This is a genomic window from Streptomyces sp. NPDC051677 (assembly GCF_044453465.1).
GTDB lineage: Bacteria > Actinomycetota > Actinomycetes > Streptomycetales > Streptomycetaceae > Streptomyces.
The window spans coordinates 147,427-168,100 of the sequence record NZ_JBITCT010000011.1 but is presented as its reverse complement, the minus strand read 5'-3'; the positions used below and the strand labels follow the sequence as shown (position 1 = coordinate 168,100).

Genomic DNA, 20,674 nt, shown 5'->3' with positions numbered 1-20,674 from the left:
GTGAGCGAGACCCTCCTCGTCGCCGAAGCCCCCGGCACGGACCCCGTGTCCGTCCCGGGGGCCTCGGGGTCCCGTCAGTTCTGGCGGCGGCTGCGTGCGCAGCGCGCCGCCCTCGCCGCGGCCGTCGTCGTCGCGCTGCTCGTCCTGGTCGCGCTCGCCGCGCCGCTGCTCACCGCCGTCGAGGGCCAGGACCCGACCACCTACCACCCCTCTCTCATCGACTCCGCGCGCGGGGGCGTGCCGGTCGGCCCGCTCGGCGGCATCGACGGCGACCACTGGCTGGGCGTCGAACCGCAGACCGGCCGCGACCTGTTCGCCCGCCTCGCCTACGGCGCCCGGGTCTCGCTGGGCGTCGCCCTGGCCGCGACCGTCGTCCAGGTCGTCATCGGCGTCACCATGGGCATCGCCTCCGCGCTCGGCAACCGATGGGTCGATCAACTGCTGAGCCGGATCACCGACATCTTCGTCGCCCTGCCTCTGATGATCATGTCGTTGGCGCTCCTCGCGATCGTCCCGGCGAGCTTCCCCAGGCCCGTCCTGGTCACCCTGGTCATCGGCCTGCTCTCCTGGGGCAACATCGCCAAGGTCGTACGCGCCCAGACGCTCACCCTCAAGGAGCTCGACTACGTGTCGGCGGCGCGGCTCAGCGGCTGGGGCGACTGGCGCATCGCCCGCCGCGAACTGCTGCCCGGCCTCGCCGCCCCCGTCATCACCTACGCGGCCCTGCTCGTGCCGCAGAACATCACCGTCGAGGCCGCCCTGTCCTTCCTCGGCGTCGGCGTGAAGCCGCCCACGCCGTCCTGGGGACAGATGCTCACCGCCGCCGACGTCTGGTACCAGGCGGCCCCGCAGTACCTGTTGCTGCCCGCCGGCCTGCTCTTCACGACCGTCCTCGCGCTGACCGTCCTCGGCGACGGCGTGCGCACCGCGCTCGACCCGCGCGCGGCGTCCCGGCTGCGGGTGGGCACCGGGCGCAGGCGCGAGCACAAGGCGGACGTCGCACAGGGAGGCGCGGCATGAGCGGCCTCGGTGGCCTCAGCGGCCTCGGCGGCTTCGTGCTGCGCCGGGCGGTCGGCACGATCCTCACCCTGTTCGCCATCTCGGTGATCGTCTACGTCGTCTTCTACGTCACGCCGGGCAACGTCGCCCAGATCACCTGCGGCCCGCGCTGTTCGCCGCAGCAGGTGCACCAGGTCGCCGAGCAACTGCGCCTCGACGACCCCCTGTACGTGCGCTACTGGCACTTCCTGGAGGGCCTCGTCGCCGGCCAGGACTACTCCACGGGCACCTCCGTCGAGCACTGCTCGGCGCCCTGCCTGGGGCTGTCGTACCAGAGCGACCAGCAGGTCACCCGGCTGATCCTGACCAAGCTGCCGGTGAGCCTGTCGCTCGTCTCCGGCGCGATGGCGGTGTGGCTGATCCTGGGCGTCGGCACCGGCGTGCTCTCGGCCTGGCGGCGCGGCCGGCTCACCGAGCGTGTGCTGACCGGCGTCACGCTCGCGGGCGTCGCCACGCCCGTCTTCGTGATCGGCCTCGTGCTGATGATCGTCGTCTGCGGACAGTTGCAGTGGCTGCCGTTCCCGCAGTACGTGAACCTCACCGACGACCCCGAGCAGTGGGCGTGGAACCTGCTCCTGCCATGGCTCTCGCTCGCCCTGATCGAGGCCGCCTCGTTCGCCAGGCTGACCCGGGCGTCGATGCTGGAGACCCTCGCCGAGGACCACATCCGCACCTTCCGCGCGTATGGCGTCGGCGAGCGGTCGATCATCGGACGGCACGCGCTGCGCGGGGCGTTCGCGCCGGTCATCGCGCTGAACGCGAACAACTTCGGCTCCGCGGTCGGCGGCGCGGTGCTCACCGAGACCCTCTTCGGGCTCCCCGGCATCGGACAGGAACTGGTGCACGCGGTCAACGTCGTCGACCTGCCGGTCGTCGTCGGGATGGTCCTGGTCATCGGTTTCTTCGTGGTGCTCGCCAACGCCGTCGCGGACGTCCTGTACGCGGTGGCCGACCGACGGGTGGTGCTCGCATGAGCCTGGTGGAAGTCACCGACCTGACGGTCGGGTTCGGGTCGCTACGGGCCGTCGACGGCCTCTCCTTCCGCCTGGAGGAGGGTGCGGCGCTCGCTCTGGTCGGCGAGTCCGGCTCCGGCAAGTCCACGGTGGCCTCGGCCCTGCTGGGGCTGCACCGGGGGACGGGGGCCGCCGTGGGCGGCTCGGTACGAGTCGCCGGGACCGACGTACAGGCCGCCTCCGAGGAGGAGTTGCGGCGGCTGCGCGGCGGCAGGGCGGCGATGGTCTTCCAGGACCCGCTGTCCTCCCTCGACCCGTACTACGCGATCGGCGACCAGATCGCCGAGGTGTACCGCGTGCACGCGCGCGGGTCGCGCCGTGCGGCACGCGCGCGTGCGGTGCAGGTCCTGGAGCGGGTCGGAATCCCGGACGCGGTACGACGGTCCCGGTCGCGCCCGCACGAGTTCAGCGGCGGGATGCGCCAGCGCGCCCTCATCGCGATGGCGCTGGCCTGCGAGCCCGACCTGCTGATCGCCGACGAGCCGACGACCGCGCTGGACGTGACCGTCCAGGCCCAGATCCTCGACCTGCTGCACACCCTGCGCGAGGAGACCGGCATGGGGCTGCTGCTGGTCACGCACGACGTGGGCGTCGCGGCGGAGAGCGTCGACGAGGTGCTGGTCATGCGGCACGGGCGGCTCGTCGAGCACGGCCCGGCGGGCGCCGTCCTGGCGGCGCCCGCGCAGGCGTACACACGGGAACTGCTGGGCGCGGTACCGCGGGTGGACGCGAGGCGAGAGGCGTCCGGGATCCCCGAGGAGGCGGCTGCCGAGAAGACGGTCGGCACGGACGCGGTCGCTGGGAAGACGGTCGCTGGGAAGACGGCCGGTGTCGAGGCGGTCGCCGGGAAGGCGGTCCGTGCGGAGGTGGTTCTCGAAGCGAGCGGGCTGCGGCGCGAGTTCGGGCGCGGGAAGCGGGCGTTCGCGGCCGTGGACGGCGTGTCGCTGACGGTCCGCCGGGGCGAGACCCTCGGCGTCGTCGGGGAGAGCGGCAGCGGCAAGACGACGCTGGGCCGGATGCTGGTCGGGCTGCTGGAGCCGACCGAGGGCGAGGTCCGCCACGAGGGACGGGTGTCGGCGGGCGTGCACCCGACCGTGCAGATGGTCTTCCAGGACCCCGTCTCCTCCCTCAACCCCCGCCGCAGCGTGGGCGAGTCCATCGCCGACCCGCTCCGCGCGCGGGGTGAGCGGGACGATGCGCGCATCAGGGGGCGGGTGACGGAGCTGCTGGAGCGCGTGGGACTCGAAGCGGCGCACTACGACCGCTACCCGCACGAGTTCAGCGGCGGTCAGCGCCAGCGCGTCGGCATCGCGCGGGCGCTCGCGGCCGACCCGCACGTCATCGTCTGCGACGAGCCGGTCTCCGCGCTCGACGTGACCACCCAGGCCCAGGTCGTCGCCCTGCTCGGCGAACTGCAGCGCGAACTCGGCCTCGCGCTGGTCTTCGTCGCCCATGACCTGGCCGTGGTGCGCCAGGTCAGCGACCGCGTCGCGGTGATGCGGCACGGCCGCGTCGTCGAGGAGGGCCCCGCCGACGAGGTGTACGAGTCGCCGCGCGACCCGTACACCAAGCAGCTCCTGGCCGCCGTGCCGGCGCTCGACCCGGCGGTCGCGGCCCGGCGGCGTGCCGAGCGGCGGGAGTTGGCCGTGGCGTAACGTTTCGCGGTCGAATGATCTCTTAGCGCGACCGAACGCGACCCGCACGGGAAAGTTACGACCGTTCACCCCTTTTGGTGGGGGGGGGGGGGCGCCCCCCCCCCGCCCCCCCCCGCCCCCGCGCCCCCGGTGACCCCCGGAGGCCCCCGGGCCACCGCCGGGCCCCCCCCCCGCGCAGCGGGGCCCCCCGCCCCCCCCCCCCCCCCCCCCCGCCCCTACACCCCCCCCCCCCCCCCCGGCGGCGCCCCCCCCCCCCCCCCCCCCCCCCCCCCCACCGCCTTGTCCGCATACGTTCGTCCCGCTGCGAGCCGCCGGGTCAACGGCGGCTCCCCAAACGGGAGATCGGGGGCGCGCGTGCGCATCGGACTGCTTACGGAGGGTGGCTATCCGTATGTGAGCGGTGACGCCGGGGTCTGGTGCGACCGGCTCGTGCGCGGGCTCGGACAACACGACTTCGACGTCTACGCGCTCAGCCGCGCCGAACACCAGGAGGACGCCGGCTGGGTCGAGCTTCCGCCGCAGGTCAGCCGGGTGCGCACGGCGCCGCTGTGGACGGCCGAGGAGGACGGGGTCGCATACGGCCGGCGCGCGCGCCGCCGCTTCGCCGAGTTCTACGGCGAACTGGTGACCGCCCTGTGCGAGGGCGACTCGCCGGACTCGGCCCACTCCTCGGGGGCCGGTCCGGCCCTTCAGGCGGACCGTTTCGCCAACGCGCTGTACGGCCTCGCCGAACTCACCCGGGACGAGGGCGGACTGGTGGGAGCGCTCCGCTCGGAGGGCGCCGTGCGCGCCCTGGAACGTGCCTGCCGCGCGCCCGGCGCGCTGCGCACGGCGCGTGAGGCGCGCGTCCCCGACCTGCTCGCCGTCGCCGCACATCTCGAGCGCGCCCTGCGCCCCCTCTCGCTCGACTGGTACGACGACGAGACGGGCGACGGGGGAGAGGGCCTCGGCGCGGTCGACCTGTGCCATGCCACGTCCGGCGGCCCGGCGGCCCTGCCCGGGCTGCTCGCCCGGCACTTCTTCGACGTGCCGCTGCTGGTGACCGAGTACGGGGTAAGGCTGCGGACGCACTATCTGAGCTCCGGCGAGGCCCCCGCCGTCCGTGCCCTGCTCGCCGCCTTCCACGGCCGGCTCGCGGCCGAGGTCTACCGGCAGGCGGCGTGCGTCACGCCGGGCAACACGCACGCCCGGCGCTGGCAGGAGCGGTGCGGCGCGGACCGCGCCAAACTGCGCACCGTCTACCCGGGCATGGCGGCGTCCCGCTTCGCCGAGGTGGGCGAGGCTCCGGACACCGCCGACCCGCACACCCTGGTCTGGGTCGGCCGGGTCGAGCCGGCGAAGGACCTGGTGTCGCTGCTGCACGCCTTCGCGGAGATCCGCAGGGAGGAGCCGCGCACCCGCCTGCGGATCATCGGCGCGCCGGCCGGCACGGAGGGCCGGGCCTACCTCGGCCACTGCCGGATGCTGGCCGCACAGCTCTTCCCCGACGAGGCGGAGGGACCGCACGCCGTCGGCGACAACCCGGTCTCCTTCGAGGAGATCGGCGGCCCGGAGGCACCCACCGTGGCCGAGGCGTACGCGGCCGGTGCGGTCGTCGTCCTGTCCAGTGTCGTCGAGGGGTTCCCGGTCGGCCTGGTCGAGGCGATGTTCTGCGGCCGGGCGACCGTGTCGACCGACGTCGGCGCGGTGGTCGAGGTCATCGGCGGCACGGGACTGGTCGTCCCGCCGCGCAATCCACGGGCGCTCGCGGAGGCGTGCGGGGCGTTGCTGCGCGACCCCGAGCGCCGTGCGCGCCTGGGGGCCGCCGCCCGCGCCCGCGCCCTCGAACTGTTCACGGTCGAGCAGAACGTCGCGGCGTTCCACGGCATCTACCTGGAGCTCGTCTCCCGGGCCCCGTTCCGTCGGCTCGTCCTCGGCCACGACGGCGAACCCCGGCCGTTCGCCGTTCCGCCCGAGGCCAGGCTGTCGGGCCTGTGGACCGACCTGGGCCCGCGTGTCACCGCCGGGCACACCCCGGGCTGGGCGGAGGGGCCGCCGGTACGCGGCAGTTCGCCGGTCGCGGCGACGGAGGGAGCACGATGAGCGGGCTCGACGAACTGGACCGACCGGGGCCGACGGAAGGCGCCGAGGCGCTTACCGGCGCGCGTACCGATACGCGTGCCGGCGCGCGCGCCGACGCCGACACGGTCGCGGACGCCGACACGGTCGCGGACGCCGACACGGTCGCCGACGGCCGTAAGCCTGCCGCCCCCCGCCGTGGCGTCGTGGACCCGGTGAAGGCATTGATGCACCGGCACCGTGAGCTGTGCGAACGGGCCGTCGACCCGCTGGAGATCGCCGCGGGCCTGGAGGCCCACGGGGTCACCGACCGCACCGCCGCCCGCTTCCGGCACCGGGACGTCTTCTCCCTCGCGGAGGAGATGTACGCCCGCGTCCCGCGCGACGGCGATGCACCCCCGCCCACCCCGCCGACCGCGATCCCGCGACCCCGCCTGGACTGGGCGCTGTTCACCCTCCTCCCAGGCGCCCTGTGCGCCGCGACCGTGACCGGCGTACGCCTCACCCAGGGGCGGACGTGTCTCCTCGTCGCCGCCGCGGGCATCCTCGCCGTGACCCTCGCCCTGCACGCCGCACTGCGCCGGGGCCCGCTGAGCCCGCACAGCGGCGCCCACCCCGGCCGGCACCGGACGGACGCCTGGACCTGCTGGCTCCTCGGCTACGCGGCCCTCGGCGACGGCCTCCTGCGCGCCGCTGTCGGCGGCGGACCCGACGGCCTGCCCGACGGAACGGCCGACGGCCCCTGGCCCCTCGCCGCCGCCCCGCTGCTGACCCTCGCCCTGGCCTGCGCGCCCGCCGCCTGGAGCGCCCACTTCCTCGCCGTCCGTGCGCGCCGGCGTCTGGACGCCAGTCGTGGCCTGGAGGAGTTCGCCGCCTCCGTGCAGCCGTTGCTGCTCGGCGCCCTCGCCCTGTTCCTGTGTGCGCTCGCCGCCCTGCACGCCGTCTGTGTCGCGGCCCTGGGCGAGCCCGCCGACCACGGTCACACCCTCGCCCTGGGCGCGCTCCTCTTCCTGGCCCGTCTCCTCACCGTGCACGGCTTCGCCCACGCCCCGGCGGTCGTCCTCGGCGCCGCCGGCGCGGCCGAGGCGCTCGCCCCGGCCATGGTGTTCGCCGGCCGTCTGCCCGGTTGCGGCTTCCTGGCCGCGCCCGTGGAGAGCCTCGTGACCGCCTGGGGACCGGCCGGTGTGCCCTCCCTCATCTGCGCGGCCGCCGCCCTGACCCTCCTCATCCACGCCACCCGCACGCTGACCAGAGCCTCGGCCCACGCCCGGACGGACCAGCCGTGCTGACCCGAACCCACCTCCGCCTCCCCCACCCGGCGATCCCGGAGACCGTCCCGCCGAGTCCGGGGGAGGGGCCGTGGGGTCCGCAGGCGGGCCCGGGGACTTCACGGCACCGCTCTTCGACCTCCGCCCGTCCGTGGCCGCCCGCCCCCGCCAGGCGCCGGCCGTCGGCGCCTCCGCCACCGCGCGCAGCGCATCCCCCACCGTGCCCCGACCGCACGACGCACGCGCTCCTCCACCCAGCCGCAACCCAGCGCAACACCCTTGAAGGAGAGACCAGATGACCACCTCCCGATCCGGAGGGACCGGAGCCACCGGGGCACCCGCGGTCGCAGGAGCCCCCGCGGTCACAGGAGCAGCAGGAGCACACCGGGCGACCGGAGCCCACGCAGCCCAGGCGACAGCCGCCGCGCACACCCCGGGAGCCGCACGATGAGGGTTCTGCTGATCGGAGCCAACGGCTACCTCGGCCGTTTCGTCGCCGACCGTCTGCTCGCCGACCCGGCCGTCCAGCTCACCGCGCTCGGCCGCGGCGACGACGCCGACGTCCGTTTCGACCTCGCGTCCGGCAGCCCCGGCGCGCTCACCCGCTTCCTCGACGCGGTCCACCCCCAGGTCGTCGTCAACTGCGCGGGCACCACCCGCGGCGGCGCCCGCGAACTCACCCGGCACAACACCATCGCCGTCGCCACCGTCTGCGAGGCCCTGCGCCGCAGCGGCTGCGGCGCCCGGCTGGTGCAGATCGGCTGCGGCGCCGAGTACGGCCCGAGCCAGCCCGGCTCCTCCACGGCCGAGGACGCCGTGCCCCGCCCCGGCGGCCCGTACGGCGTCAGCAAACTCGCCGCCACCGAACTCGTCCTCGGCTCCGGCCTGGACGCCGTGGTGCTCCGGGTCTTCTCGCCCGCCGGGCCGGGCACGCCCGCCGGCTCCCCACTGGGTCGGCTCGCCGAGGCGATGCGCCGCGCCATGCAGTCCGGCGACGGCGAGCTCAAGCTCGGCGGGCTCGGTGTGCAACGCGACTTCATCGACGTCCGCGACGTGGCCCGCGCCGTGCACGCCGCCTCCCTCTCCGCCGCGCAGGGCGTCATCAACATCGGCTCGGGCCGCGCCGTCCGGCTGCGCGACGCCGCGTCGATCCTGGCCCGCGTGGCCGGGTACGCCGGCGCCCTCCACGAACTGGACGGCGCGTCCGGCGGCCACCTCAGGCCCGCCATCGGCCATCCCCGTCCCGAGTCCGACCATGCGGGCCCTGTGGCGTTCCCGTACCCGGACGGGTGCGGCAGTTGGCAACAGGCTGATGTGCGCACCGCCCGCGACCGGCTCGGCTGGCGGCCCCGGATCAACCTCGAGGAGTCCCTCGCCGACATCTGGATGGAGGCGGCATGTCGTATCTGACGGGAACCCCGGCGGGCACCGCGAGCGCCGGGACCACCGACGTCCGCACCGGCCTCGGCGTGCCCGGTATCGCGCACCCCCTCCTCGCGCCGGCCGAGTGGGGCGAACTCGCCCGCCCCGGCAGGCCGCTGCACTGGGTCGTCCTCGACGTCGCCGACGGCCCCGGCGTCCGCCCCGACCCGCGCTGCCTGGAGTCCGCGGGCCGGCTGCGCAACGCGGGCATCCGTGTCCTCGGCAACATCGACACCTGCTACGGGGCCCGCGCCTTCGCCGAGGTCGTCTCCGACGCGCAGCGGTACCTGGACTGGTACCAGGTCGACGGCTTCCTCCTGGACCGCTGCCCCGCCGAGCGCACCGCCCTCCCCGAACTGCGCCGCACGGTCGGCACGCTCCGCGCCCTGCGTGACGCGTCCCACATCGTCCTCGGCCACGGCACCCACCCGTACCCGGGATACGCCGAGCACGCCGACCAGTTGGTCACCTTCTCCGGCCCCTGGAGCGATTACCGCTGGTCGCAGGTGGCCGAGTGGACCTCGGACCACCCGCCCGAGCGCTTCTGCCACTTCGTGCACGGCGTGCCGCGCGGCCACCTCGACGAGGCGCTCCGCATCGCCCGCTGGCAGGGCGCCGCGACGATCTGGTTCACCGACGGCGCCGACCGCGGCGGCCTGACCGACCCCTGGGAGACCATGCCCGGCTACTGGGACGAACTCGTCTCGCGGATCGGAACAGGTGTCTCGGAATGAAGAAGGCCATGGCAGTGTTACGGGGAGAACAACTGTAGTGATCGACCGACCAACGGAGTCCCCGTGTCGCTGCCACCCCTGGTCGAGCCCGCCTCTGAGCTCACCGTAGACGAGGTTCGACGGTACTCCCGCCACCTGATCATCCCGGATGTGGGGATGGACGGGCAGAAGCGGCTGAAGAACGCCAAGGTGCTCTGTGTGGGCGCCGGCGGCCTGGGCTCGCCGGCGCTGATGTACCTGGCTGCGGCGGGCGTGGGCACGCTCGGCATCGTGGAGTTCGACGAGGTCGACGAGTCGAACCTGCAGCGCCAGATCATCCACAGCCAGGCAGACATCGGCCGCTCCAAGGCCGAGTCCGCCCGCGACTCCGTCCTCGGCATCAACCCGTACGTGAACGTGATCCTTCACGAAGAGCGGCTTGAGGCCGAGAACGTGATGGACATCTTCAGCCAGTACGACCTGATCGTCGACGGCACGGACAACTTCGCGACCCGCTACCTGGTCAACGACGCGTGCGTGCTGCTGAACAAGCCGTACGTGTGGGGCTCGATCTACCGCTTCGACGGCCAGGCCTCCGTGTTCTGGTCCGAGCACGGCCCCTGCTACCGCTGCCTCTACCCGGAGCCCCCGCCGCCGGGCATGGTCCCCTCCTGCGCCGAGGGCGGCGTGCTGGGCGTGCTGTGCGCGTCCATCGGCTCCATCCAGGTCACCGAGGCGATCAAGGTCCTCACCGGCACCGGTGAGCCGCTGGTCGGCCGTCTGATGATCTACGACGCCCTGGAGATGCAGTACCGCCAGGTCAAGGTCCGCAAGGACCCCGACTGCGCGGTCTGCGGCGAGAACCCGACCGTCACCGAGCTCATCGACTACGAGGCCTTCTGCGGCGTCGTCTCCGAAGAGGCCCAGGCGGCCGCCGCCGGCTCGACGATCACTCCCAAGCAGCTCAAGGAGTGGATCGACGACGGCGAGAACATCGAGATCATCGACGTCCGCGAGCCGAACGAGTACGAGATCGTCTCCATCCCGGGCGCCAGGCTGATCCCGAAGAACGAGTTCCTCCTGGGCACCGCCCTGGAGGGCCTGCCGCAGGACAAGAAGATCGTCCTGCACTGCAAGACGGGTGTGCGCAGCGCGGAGGTCCTCGCGGTGCTGAAGTCCGCGGGCTTCGCGGACGCCGTGCACGTCGGCGGCGGCGTGATCGGCTGGGTCAACCAGATCGAGCCGAGCAAGCCGATCTACTGACCCGACCCCAGGCTCTGCCCACCGGTCTTCCCGGTCGGATCGGCGGGGGCTTCGCGCACCACGAGTGCGCGAAGCCCCCGCCGTCGTCATGAGCAGACCGTGCCGTCCTTCGGCGCCGTCCCCTTCAACAGGTACGCGTTCACCGCCGAGTCGACGCAGCTGCTCCCGCTCCCGTAGGCACCGTGCCCCTCGCCCTTCCAGGTGAGCAGCACCCCGACGCCCTTGCCCAGCTCGTCCGCCATCTTCCGCGCGCCCTCGTACGGCGTCGCCGGGTCCCCGGTGTTGCCGACCAGCAGGATCGGCGCCGCACCGGCCGCGCTCACCTCCGGGGTGTCGTACTGACCGGCCACCGGCCAGTCGTGGCACCAGCCGGCCGTGTCCCAGCCGAGGAAGTCCCCGAACACGGGCGAGATCTTCTCGAACTCCGGCAGCAGCTTCTTCGTCTCCTCGGCGGTCGGCCGCTGCTTGTCGTCCAAGCACGATATGACCCGTTGCGAGTGGGTCGTCGTGCCGTAGTGCCCCGAGGTGTCCCGCTCGTTGTAGCCGTCGGCGAGCGTCAGCAGCTCGGAGCCGTCCCCCGACTCGGCCGCCTTCAGGGCGCTGGTCAGGCTCGGCCAGCTCGACTTGCTGTACAGCGGCAGGACGATGCCGGTGACCGCCAGCGTCTGCGTCAGCTTCCGCCCGTCCGACGTGGGCAGCGGCTTGGCGTCGATCCCGTCCAGCAGGTCAGCGATCTTCTTGCTGCCCTTCTCGGGGTCCTGGCCCGTCGACTTGAGGTAGTCGTCCAGCGCCCGCTGGAAGCCACGTGCCTGGTTCTGCGCGTGGCCCACCGCATCGGCGCTCGGGTCGACGACCGCGTCGAGGATCAGCCGTCCCACGTTCTTCGGGAACAAGTGGGCGTACACGCCGCCCAGTTCGGTGCCGTAGGAGATGCCGAAGTAGTGCATCTTCGCGTCGCCGAGGACCTGGCGCATCAGGTCCATGTCGCGGGCGGTGTCGGTCGTCGACACATGGGCCATCAGCGCGCCCGCGGCCTTCTCGCAGCCCTTGCCGAAGTCGGTGGCGTCCTGGAAGTAGGCCTGTTCCTCGGCCGGGGTGTCCGGGGTGGAGTCGAGGGACTCGGCGGCCTGAATGTCCTTGTCGCTGCGGCAGCGGACGCCCTCGCTGGCGCCGACCCCGCGCGGGTCCCAGCTCACCAGGTCGTACTGCTCGCGCAGGGAGGAGAACGCGGAGCCGTACGAGGGGAGCGTCGAGACGCCCGAGCCGCCGGGGCCGCCGAAGTTGAACAGCAGCGAGCCGGTCCGATCGCTTCCGTCGGCGCGGGACTTGGTGCGCACCAGGGCGAGGCCGATGGTGTTGCCGTCCGGCTTCGACCAGTCCAGCGGCGCCTTCAGTGTCGCGCACTGCCAGTCGCTGCCCGGTGCTGCGGAGTCCTTGGTGGCCTTGCAGCGCCCCCAGTCGAGCTTCTGCCCGGTCAGGGCGGCGGGCAGGGCAGCCGTCGTGGCCGTCGCCCCGGAAGAGTCGGCCGAGGGCCGCGCGCCGGCCGAGCCGTCCTTACCGTCGTCGCCGTCCGACGTGCCGCTGCTGCAGCCCGCCACCAGCAGCGCGGCGGCGGCCCCCAGCGCCGTCCACCGTACGAATCGCGCCATGTGCATGTCCCCCCTCGCAGGCCGCCCGCACTCGGCGGCGGACGGCTGTCAGGCCATATTAGGCGGAGCCAAGCCCGACGGTCTGAGCCTGTGGATAACCTTGTGACCTGCTGGTTTTCCGGGAAAATGTGAAGGGTCGGGGTCCGGGGGTCAGGAGCAGACGGTTCCTGCGGCCGGCATCTTGCCGTTCAGCAGATAGCCGTTCACCGCCGCCTGCACGCACTTGTTCTTGCTGTCGTACGCGCCATGCCCCTGCCCCTTGTACGTCAGCTCGACCCCGACGCCCTTGCCCAGCGCGTCCACCATCTTCCGCGCCCCCTCGTACGGGGTCGCGGGGTCGCCGGTGTTGCCCACGACGAGGATCGGCGCCGAGCCGGGCGCGCTCACGTCCGGATGGTCGGCCGCGCCCGGCACGGCCCAGTCGGTGCAACCGACCATCCCCCAGGCCAGGAAGTCGCCGAACAGGCTGGAGGCGGCCCGGAACTCCGGCAGCTTCTCCTCCACGTAGGCGGTGGAGTAACGCGGCTTGTCGTCGGCGCAGTTGATGGAGACGTTGGCGGCCGCGATGTTGCTGTACTCGCCGTTCTCGCTGCGGCCGTTCATCAGGTCGGACAGCAGCAGCAGAATCCTGCCGTCCCCGGCGTAGGCCTGCTCCAGGCCCTCGGTGAGGTACTCCCAGAAGTCCTTGGAGTACAAGGCCTGCGCGATGCCGTTGGTCGCGGCGCTCTGGGTCAGTTCGCGCGGGAAGATGCCCGGGATCGGCTTGCCGTCCAAATCCTGCAGGAACCCGGCGATCCGGTCCTTCACGTCCTGCGCGGTGTCCCCGACGGGGCAGTCCGTCGTCTTGGACGTGCAGTCCTCGGCGAAGTTGTCGAGCGCGAGCTGGAACCCTCTGGCCTGCCCGAGCGAGCCCTGCTCGGACGTCTGCGTCGGGTCGACGACCGCGTCGAAGACGGCGCGCCCCACGTTCTTCGGGAACAAGTGGGCGTACACGCCGCCCAGTTCGGTGCCGTAGGAGATGCCGAAGTAGTGCATCTTCGCGTCGCCGAGGACCTGGCGCATCAGGTCCATGTCCCGGGCCGCGTCCGTCGTCCGCACGTGCGGCAGCATCTTCTCGGAGTGCTTCTCGCAGGCCGCGTTGAAGTCCTTGGTGTTGTCCAGCAGCGCGCTGCGCTCGGCCGCGTCGTCGGGCGTGGCGTCCTGCTGGAAGTACGCGTCGAGCTGCTGGTCGTTCTCGCATCGCACGCCGGCGCTGCGGCCGACCCCGCGCGGGTCGAAGCTCACCAGGTCGTAGCGGGTGCGCAGGGCCGCGTATGCGTCGCCGAACGCGGGCAGGGTGGAGACGCCCGAGCCGCCGGGGCCGCCGAAGTTGAAGACCAGCGAGCCGATCCGGCTGCTCGCGTCGCCGCTCGCCCGGGCCCGGATCAGCGCGATGCCGATCGTGTCGCCCTTGGGGTCGGTCCAGTCCAGGGGCGCCTTCATCGTGGCGCACTGCCACTGGTCGCCGTCCGGCAGCGGGGACGGGGCGGTGCCGCCGCCCTCGGCCGGGGAGGGGGCCGGGCAGTCCTTCCAGTTCAGCTTCTGCGCCGTCAGGTCCTCGTCCTGCGCGTCGTCGCCGCAGCCCGCCACCAGGGAGGTCAGTAGAAGGGCGGTGGCGGTCACGGCGGCGGCGCGCAGGCGGGAGGGGTTCGGCATGATCCCATCCTGCGGTCGCCCGCGGGCACGCGCGCGGGGCGCGGGCCGTACGAGGTACGGGCGCCCACGCCCTGCTACAGGGCGCCCTTGCGGCTCAGATGGTTGAAGGCCAGCCAGCCCGGCAGCACGGGCAGCCACAGCGTCAGCAGGCGGAACAGCAGCACCGCGGGAGCGGCTACCTCCTTGGGCAGTCCCACCGCGATCAGACCGACCGTCAGGGTCGCCTCGACGGCCCCGACTCCGCCCGGCGTCGGGGCGGCGGAGCCGAGTGCGTTGCCGGCGAGGAAGACGACGGCGACGCTGGCGATGCTGAGCGAGGTCGACTCGTCGCCGAACGCGCGGATCGACGCGTCCAGGCACATCACGAAGCAAGCGGTGAGCAGGAGCATGCCGCCGATGCCGGTGACCAGCTTCTGCGGCCGCTGGAGCACGTCCAGCATGCGCGGCACGACACCCGCGAACAGCGACCTCACGCGCGTGGCGACGAACTTCCGCAGGAACGGCACCGACGTCACCACGAGCACGAGCACCGCCACCGTGAGCAGACCCGCGATGACCGTGCGGGACGGCGACAGCGACGGTGTCTTCTCGGTGCCGGTGAGGTAGCCGAACGACAGCAGCATCAGGATGTGGCAGCCGAGCCCGAACAACTGCGAGGCGCCGACGCTGGCCACCGCGAGCCCGGGCCGCACCCCGGCGCGCTGCAGGAAGCGTGTGTTGAGGGCGACCCCGCCGACCGCGGCCGGGGCCACGATCTTCACGAAGGACCCGGCGACCTGCGCGGCCACGGTCCGCGGGAACGGCACCCGCTCCGGCACGAACCCCAGCAGGCTCATCGCCGCGGCGACGTAGCTCAGCGCCGAGAAGAACACGGCCGCGGCGACCCAGCCCCACTCGGCGTTGGCGACGAGCGGGCCGAACTCGATGTGGGTGAGCTGTGTCAGCAGGAAGTACGCGCCGATGGCTCCGGCGATGAAGCTCATCAGGGTGCGTGGCCGCACCCGTTCCAGGCGGGCCGGCTCCACCGGCGCCTGGGGCCGGATCAGCAGCACCTGGTGCCGGATCTGCGTCAGCAGATCCTCCTCGCGTGCCCCCTCCAGCGCCTCGTCGAGGGCCCGCTTCTCGGCCCGCGCCTCCGCGCGGACGGCCTTCTTGCCGGCCTTCTCCGGTACGGCGGTCTCGGTGGTGGCGCCGGTCGCCTCCAGGCGGGCCTGCTTGGCCTGCTGGGAGGCCTCCAGGACCGCCTCGCGTTCGCGCTGTGCGCGCTCGCGTGCCAGTCGACGCAGCGTCGCGCGCGTGGAGCGGGTCAGTGCGATGGGCTGGAGCATCGGCAGACAGTCCGCGACCGCGTCCGGTCCGAGCACGCCCACCGCGGAGGCCACCGCCCGTTCGGCGCCCACCCGCAGACCGAGCGTCGTCACCAACTGGGCGACGTCCATCCGCAGCAGCAGATCGCCGGCCGCGATCTCGCCGCCGCGCAGATCGGTGAGGATCACCGTGCCGGAACGATCCACCAGTATCGCGTCACCCGCGAGCCGGCGGTGCGCGATGCGTCGCGACTGCAAGGACTGCACTTGGCGCCAGGTGTTGCGCAGCAGGTCGTCGGTGATCTCCTCGTCCGCCAGTGAGTCGAGGGTGCGGCCGCCGGTGTGCTCGTAGACGAGTATCACCGCGTCGGGGCCGAGCTCGGAGGTCGCGATCAGCTTCGGCGCGTTGGCGCCGGCCGCGATGGCCGCGTAGGCGAGCAGCGCCTCCTGCTCCAGCGCCTGGCGCAGCGACTGCAGGCTGCTGCGGGTGGCGAAGCCGCGCAGGGTCAGATTGCGCCACGCCCGGTAGAAGAACCCCTGGGCCTGCTGTTCCCGGTCGACGACCGTGACGTCCAGCGGCGGACCGTCCTCCAGGGTGACGAAATAGCGTCGGCCGCGGTCGCCCTCCGCCGCGTCCGGGCCTTCCTCGCGGGCCGCGCTCACCGGGCGGAAGCCGACGTGCCGCAGGCCCGCCATCAGCGTCCGGCCGGTGGGACGCACGTTCGGCGAGCCGACCGCGTACAGCGTCCCGTACGCCACCGTCCAGCCGATCAGCACCGTGAGGATGATCGAGAACGGTGTCGTGTAGCCGGTGACGAGCATCGAGAAGGCGTCGAGGAGCAGCACGATCCACAGCACCGAGCGCCAGCGCGGCCGACGGGACATGCCGACGGCAGTCATGTACGCGATGACGGGCGCGAGGTAGCCGTGCACCGGGTCGGTGAGGGCGTGGATGTCGCCGGGGGAGGGCTGGGTGAGCGCCTCCTGGATCGAGTCCGGTGCGGCCTTGGCGACCCACAGGTCGGTGGCGAGGGTCACACCGTGGGCGAGGACCGCTGCGAGCACACCGTCGGCGATGCGCAGCCCGTCCCGTTTGATCAGCCGCTCGATCGCGAACGCGACCGGCACCAGCAGGATCGCGATGCTGGACGCCAGCCCGGCGATCTTGATGAGGAGATCGGGCGCCTGCCCGGTGCCCTTGTTGATGTCCTGTTCGAGCCCCGAGGTCGTTCCGTGTGCGAACGCGGCGATGGCCAGGAGCAGGATGACGGCGAGCACGCCGACCAGCAGCCGCATCAGGTCGGAAGGGCGGTGCACGCGCGCGGGGAGCAGCGGTTCGTCGCCCTCGACCTCGTCGATGTGCACCTCTTCCGGTGTCTGTTCGTCCCGTGCTTCTCGGGCTTGCGGTTGTTTGGCGATGCCAGGGCGCGACGCGGCCTCGGAGGCGTCCTCCGCGCCCTCAGGCTGCACACCCTGCTGCTTCATCGTCTCTTCTTGATCTCGTATCACCGGTCACCGCTCGCACGATGGTGGCATGCCCCACCGACACACGGGGGCATCAGGGTGCAAATGCGGGGCGCACAGTCTGCCCGAAGCGCCCCGCGGGGGCGAGGGTCACCCAGGGTGGAGGGCTCGTCGCATTGTCGGTGGGGTGGGGCAGGATGGGGCGGATGAGCGAGCAGAGCCTTCCGGACGACGCCCGCCCGGAGTACACGGACGCGCTGCCGGAGTACGCCGAGCGGGTCCTCGAGGTCACGGAGCTGATCCCGCCCGGGCGGGTCATGACGTACGGGGACGTCGCCGAATGGCTCGAGGAGGGCGGCCCCCGACAGGTCGGGCGCGTGATGGCCCTGTACGGGGGCGCCGTCCCGTGGTGGCGTGTCGTGCGCGCGGACGGGGTGCTGCTGCCGGGGCACGAACTGCGGGCGCTCGACCGCTACCGCGCCGAGGGCACGCCCCTGAAGCAGGCGAGCAGGGCCGCCGAGGGCCATGTGCCGCGCCTCGACATGAGGCGGGCGCGGTGGGACGGCGGCGAACGCGCGGAAGGTCACACCTGACAGCTTCCGCCATCGCGGGCGCCTGAGGGGAGCCCTGGGCCCGTACGGGGGAAACCGGCGAAACCGGGCACGTCGGTGGCATGACGTACGTTCGAGGGGCGCGGGGCGGCGAAGGCGGCCCCCGGCCAACCAGCACACCCACCAGGACCGGCGAACCACGTGAGCTCCTCTTCCTCCACCAGGCGCCTGTCGCACCCCCAGGGGCGACAGGGGAACCGTGGCGCTTACCGACTGGTGCATACCCCGCCGACCCGGGTGGGTCCCCCTCGTCTGGACGCCGCACAGCGCTCCGCGGTTGACCACGGGTCCGGTCCGCTGCTCGTTCTCGCAGGTCCGGGCACCGGAAAGACGACCACGCTCGTCGAGTCCGTGGCGGCCCGGATCGCTCGCGGCGCAGATCCCGCGCGCGTGCTCGTCCTCACGTTCAGCCGCAAGGCGGCCGTCGAGCTGCGGGACCGGATGGCACTTCGGATGGGCGCCGCCCGCGCGCCCCAGGCGACCACCTTCCACTCCTACTGCTACGCGCTGGTGCGGGCCCACCAGGACACGGACCTGTTCGTGGAACCCCTGCGGCTGCTGTCCGGCCCCGAGCAGGACGTGACCGTCCGTGAGCTGCTCGCCGGCCAGCTCGACCTGCAACGGCTCGGCCTCGCGCACGTGCGCTGGCCGGACGAACTGCGCGCCTGCCTCACCACCCGCGGCTTCGCCGACGAGGTCCGCGCGGTGCTCGCCCGCAGCCGCGAACTGGGCCTCGACCCCGCGGCCCTGGACGCCTTCGCCCACCGCATCGGCCGCCCCGACTGGCGTGCCGCGGCCGCCTTCCTCGCCGAGTACCTCGACGTGCTCGACCTGCACGGCGTGATCGACTACGCGGAACTCGTGCACCGCGCGGTCCTCCTCGCCCACCGGCCCGAGGGCGCCGAGCGGCTCGCCGCCCAGTACGACGCCGTGTTCGTCGACGAGTACCAGGACACCGACCCGGCCCAGGTGCGCCTCCTGCACGCCCTGGCCGGCGGCGGCCGCACCCTGGTCGCCTTCGGCGACCCCGACCAGTCGATCTACACCTTCCGGGGCGCCGACGTGAACGGCATCCTGGACTTCCCACAGGTCTTCCCCCGCCTCGACGGCCGTCCGGCGCCTGTCGAGGTCCTGCGCACCTCCCGCCGCTCCGGCGCGGCCCTCCTGACCGCCACCCGGCTGCTGACCCAGCGGATGCCCCTGACCCGCCTGCCCGCCGAGAAGGTCCGCGCCCACCGCGAACTGTCCGCCGCCCGTGACGGAGGCCGCGTCGAGGTCTACACGTACCCGACGCCCGGCACCGAGCTGGACAACGTCGCCGACATCCTGCGCCGCGCGCATCTGGAGGACGGCGTGCCCTGGGGCGAGATGGCCGTCCTGGTGCGCGCGGGCTCCCGCACGATCCCGACGGTCCGCCGCGCCCTCACCGCCGCGGGCGTCCCCCTCGACATCGACGGCGACGACCTCCCTCTGCGCCACGAACCGGCGGTGGCCCCCCTGCTGACGGCCCTGCGCGCGGTCGCGGAGGCGTCCGTACGGCCGCAGGAGGACACCGACGCCGCCCGGGCCGACGCTCCCTGCCCGCTGGACACCGAAACCGCCCTCACGCTCCTCGCCTCACCCCTCGCCGGCATGGACGCCGCCGACCTGCGCCGTCTCGGACGCGCCCTGCGCGAGGAGGAGCGTGCCGCGGGCAACCCGTTGCCGCCGCCCTCCGACGAACTGCTCGCCCGCGCCCTGGCCGAGCCGGAGCGGCTCGTCGCCCACGACCCGACGTACGCGCGCGGCGCCCAGCGCCTGGGCGCGCTGCTGGCGACGGCCCGTGAGCGCCTCGCGCGCGGCGGCACGGCCGAGGAGGCGCTGTGGGACCTCTGGGACGGCACACCCTGGCCTGCGCGCCTGGAACGGGCGGCCCGGCGCGGCGGCGCGGCCGGCCGCAACGCCGACCGGGACCTGGACGCCGTGTGCGCACTGTTCGCCACCGCCGCGCGCGCGGAGGAGCGCACCGGCGGCCGGGGCGCCCTGAACTTCCTGGCCGAGATCGAGGCCGAGGACATCGCCGCCGACACCCTCACCCGGCGTGCCGTGCGCCCCGACGCCGTACGCCTGATGACCGCCCACCGTGCCAAGGGTCTGGAGTGGAGCCTGGTCGTCGTGGCCGGCGTCCAGGAGGGCCTGTGGCCGGACCTGCGGCGCCGCGGCTCCCTCCTGGAGGCCGACCGCATCGGCCGCGACGGACTCGCCGAGCCGCTCACCCCGGGCGCGCTGCTCGCCGAGGAACGCCGCCTGTTCTACGTCGCCGCCACGCGTGCGCGGGAGCGACTCGTCGTCACCGCCGTCAAGGCGCCCGCCGACGACGGCGACCAGCCCTCACGCTTCCTGACCGAACTCGGCGTCGAACCCAAGGACGTCACGGGCCGCCCGCGCCGCCCCCTGTCGGTCGCCGCGCTGGTCGCCGAACTGCGCGCCACCACGGTCGACCCGCGCGTCTCCACCCCCCTCAGGGAGGCCGCCGCCCGCCGCCTGGCCCGGCTGGCTGCGCTCGCCGACGAGGACGGCAGGCCCCTGGTGCCGTCCGCCCACCCCTACCGCTGGTGGGGCATGTTCGAACCGACCGAGAGCAAGGTTCCGCTGCGCGACCGCAACCAGCCCGTCGTGCTCTCCGGCAGCGCCCTCGACCAGCTCGCCAACACCTGCGCCCTGCAGTGGTTCCTGGGCCGCGAGGTGAAGGCCGACGCGCCGGCCACGGCCGCCCAGGGCTTCGGCAACGTGGTGCACGTCCTCGCCGACGAGGTCGCCTCCGGGCACACCCCGGCCGACCTCGACGTCCTCATGGAGCGCCTCGACTCCGTGTGGAACGCCCTCGCCTTCGACGCCCCGTGGAAGTCCACGCAGGAGAAGGCACACGCGCGCGTGGCACTCGAACGCTTCCTGAAGTGGCATGTGATGGACCGCACGGGCCGCACACCGGTCGCCAGCGAGCACGACTTCGACGTCACCCTCGAAGCGGGCGACTACGAGGTGCGCATCCGCGGCCAGATGGACCGCGTCGAGGCGGACGGCGAGGGCCGCGCCTACGTCGTCGACTTCAAGACCGGCAAACAGACGCCGACCGCGCGCGAGGTGGAGCGCCACCCGCAGCTCGCCGTCTACCAGCTCGCCGTCCGCGAGGGCGCCGTCGACGAGGCCTTCGACGGCGCACGGCCCGCACCGGGCGGCGCCGAACTCGTCCAGCTGCGCCAGGGCGCCGCCAAGCGCGACGGGGGCGAGAGCCTGCCCAAGGTGCAGGCGCAGGAGGCCCTTGAGGGCGCGGCGGGGGAGTGGGTCGGCGACCTGCTCGCCACGGCGGCCGGGAAGGTCCTCGACGAGCGGTTCACACCGACCGCCGGCCAGCAGTGCACCCACTGCGCGTTCCGCGCCTCGTGCAGCGCCCGGCCCGAGGGACGGCACGTCGTGGAGTGACCGCCGGGTCCTCGACTGTCAGTGCCCGCCGTTAG

The 20,674-nt window shown here is 73.4% G+C and carries 13 protein-coding genes; 10 read left to right on the top strand and 3 right to left on the bottom strand.

Going from position 1 to position 20,674, the window contains the following annotated elements; genetic code table 11:
* The 8 genes from ACIBAF_RS15625 to moeZ all read left to right on the top strand — a co-directional run bounded on the left by ACIBAF_RS15625 (position 1) and on the right by moeZ (position 10,451).
* Positions 1-1,020: an ABC transporter permease gene (locus ACIBAF_RS15625; protein ID WP_399463742.1), complete on the top strand. Its 1,020-nt coding sequence runs from the start codon at positions 1-3 to the stop codon at positions 1,018-1,020.
* Positions 1,017-2,033, top strand: a complete 1,017-nt coding sequence (locus tag ACIBAF_RS15620) for an ABC transporter permease (RefSeq protein WP_399463741.1) — start codon at positions 1,017-1,019, stop codon at positions 2,031-2,033. Before ACIBAF_RS15625 ends, ACIBAF_RS15620 begins: the two co-directional genes overlap by 4 nt.
* Entirely contained in the window at positions 2,030-3,727 is a 1,698-nt protein-coding gene (locus tag ACIBAF_RS15615) for a dipeptide ABC transporter ATP-binding protein (RefSeq protein WP_399463740.1), read from the top strand. The genes ACIBAF_RS15620 and ACIBAF_RS15615 overlap by 4 nt, the downstream gene beginning before the upstream one ends.
* Before the next feature lie 354 nt (positions 3,728-4,081).
* Positions 4,082-5,809: a DUF3492 domain-containing protein gene (locus ACIBAF_RS15610; RefSeq protein ID WP_399463739.1), complete on the top strand. Its 1,728-nt coding sequence runs from the start codon at positions 4,082-4,084 to the stop codon at positions 5,807-5,809.
* Positions 5,806-7,074, top strand: a complete 1,269-nt coding sequence (locus tag ACIBAF_RS15605; RefSeq protein ID WP_399463738.1) for a hypothetical protein — start codon at positions 5,806-5,808, stop codon at positions 7,072-7,074. Before ACIBAF_RS15610 ends, ACIBAF_RS15605 begins: the two co-directional genes overlap by 4 nt.
* 426 nt (positions 7,075-7,500) lie before the next feature.
* Entirely contained in the window at positions 7,501-8,463 is a 963-nt protein-coding gene (locus ACIBAF_RS15600; RefSeq protein ID WP_399463737.1) for an NAD-dependent epimerase/dehydratase family protein, read from the top strand.
* On the top strand, positions 8,451-9,209 hold the full coding sequence (locus ACIBAF_RS15595) for a spherulation-specific family 4 protein (RefSeq protein ID WP_399463736.1): 759 nt from the start codon (positions 8,451-8,453) through the stop codon (positions 9,207-9,209). Before ACIBAF_RS15600 ends, ACIBAF_RS15595 begins: the two co-directional genes overlap by 13 nt.
* Before the next feature lie 63 nt (positions 9,210-9,272).
* Entirely contained in the window at positions 9,273-10,451 is a 1,179-nt protein-coding gene (gene moeZ / locus ACIBAF_RS15590; protein ID WP_399463735.1) for an adenylyltransferase/sulfurtransferase MoeZ, read from the top strand.
* An 86-nt stretch (positions 10,452-10,537) separates the two neighbouring features.
* On the opposite strand, the gene ACIBAF_RS15585 is transcribed toward moeZ, so the two are convergent.
* The 3 genes from ACIBAF_RS15585 to ACIBAF_RS15575 all read right to left on the bottom strand — a co-directional run bounded on the left by ACIBAF_RS15585 (position 10,538) and on the right by ACIBAF_RS15575 (position 16,587).
* A complete protein-coding gene (locus tag ACIBAF_RS15585) occupies positions 10,538-12,100 on the bottom strand; it encodes an alpha/beta hydrolase (protein ID WP_399463734.1) in 1,563 nt (520 codons plus the stop codon).
* A 150-nt stretch (positions 12,101-12,250) separates the two neighbouring features.
* A complete protein-coding gene (locus tag ACIBAF_RS15580; RefSeq protein WP_399463733.1) occupies positions 12,251-13,795 on the bottom strand; it encodes an alpha/beta hydrolase in 1,545 nt (514 codons plus the stop codon).
* A 74-nt stretch (positions 13,796-13,869) separates the two neighbouring features.
* The gene (locus ACIBAF_RS15575; RefSeq protein WP_399463732.1) at positions 13,870-16,587 is read right to left on the bottom strand and encodes a YbhN family protein; all 2,718 of its coding nucleotides are present in this window, start codon (positions 16,585-16,587) and stop codon (positions 13,870-13,872) included.
* A gap of 185 nt (positions 16,588-16,772) precedes the next feature.
* Between ACIBAF_RS15575 and ACIBAF_RS15570 the strand changes: the two genes are divergently transcribed.
* Both ACIBAF_RS15570 and ACIBAF_RS15565 read left to right on the top strand, forming a co-directional pair.
* Positions 16,773-17,159, top strand: a complete 387-nt coding sequence (locus ACIBAF_RS15570) for an MGMT family protein (RefSeq protein ID WP_399463731.1) — start codon at positions 16,773-16,775, stop codon at positions 17,157-17,159.
* A 159-nt stretch (positions 17,160-17,318) separates the two neighbouring features.
* The gene (locus ACIBAF_RS15565) at positions 17,319-20,639 is read left to right on the top strand and encodes an ATP-dependent helicase (protein WP_399463730.1); all 3,321 of its coding nucleotides are present in this window, start codon (positions 17,319-17,321) and stop codon (positions 20,637-20,639) included.
* Positions 20,640-20,674: the final 35 nt, after the last annotated feature.

Bases quoted from the DNA above. Each gene is read 5' to 3' on its own strand.
- ACIBAF_RS15575 (WP_399463732.1), bottom strand. From the start codon at position 16,587: ATGAAGCAGCAGGGTGTGCAGCCTGAGGGCGCGGAGGACGCCTCCGAG.
- ACIBAF_RS15595 (WP_399463736.1), top strand. From the start codon at position 8,451: ATGTCGTATCTGACGGGAACCCCGGCGGGCACCGCGAGCGCCGGGACC.
- ACIBAF_RS15615 (WP_399463740.1), top strand. From the start codon at position 2,030: ATGAGCCTGGTGGAAGTCACCGACCTGACGGTCGGGTTCGGGTCGCTA.
- ACIBAF_RS15605 (WP_399463738.1), top strand. From the start codon at position 5,806: ATGAGCGGGCTCGACGAACTGGACCGACCGGGGCCGACGGAAGGCGCC.
- ACIBAF_RS15580 (WP_399463733.1), bottom strand. From the start codon at position 13,795: ATGCCGAACCCCTCCCGCCTGCGCGCCGCCGCCGTGACCGCCACCGCC.
- ACIBAF_RS15600 (WP_399463737.1), top strand. From the start codon at position 7,501: ATGAGGGTTCTGCTGATCGGAGCCAACGGCTACCTCGGCCGTTTCGTC.
- ACIBAF_RS15620 (WP_399463741.1), top strand. From the start codon at position 1,017: ATGAGCGGCCTCGGTGGCCTCAGCGGCCTCGGCGGCTTCGTGCTGCGC.
- ACIBAF_RS15585 (WP_399463734.1), bottom strand. From the start codon at position 12,100: ATGGCGCGATTCGTACGGTGGACGGCGCTGGGGGCCGCCGCCGCGCTG.
- ACIBAF_RS15570 (WP_399463731.1), top strand. From the start codon at position 16,773: ATGAGCGAGCAGAGCCTTCCGGACGACGCCCGCCCGGAGTACACGGAC.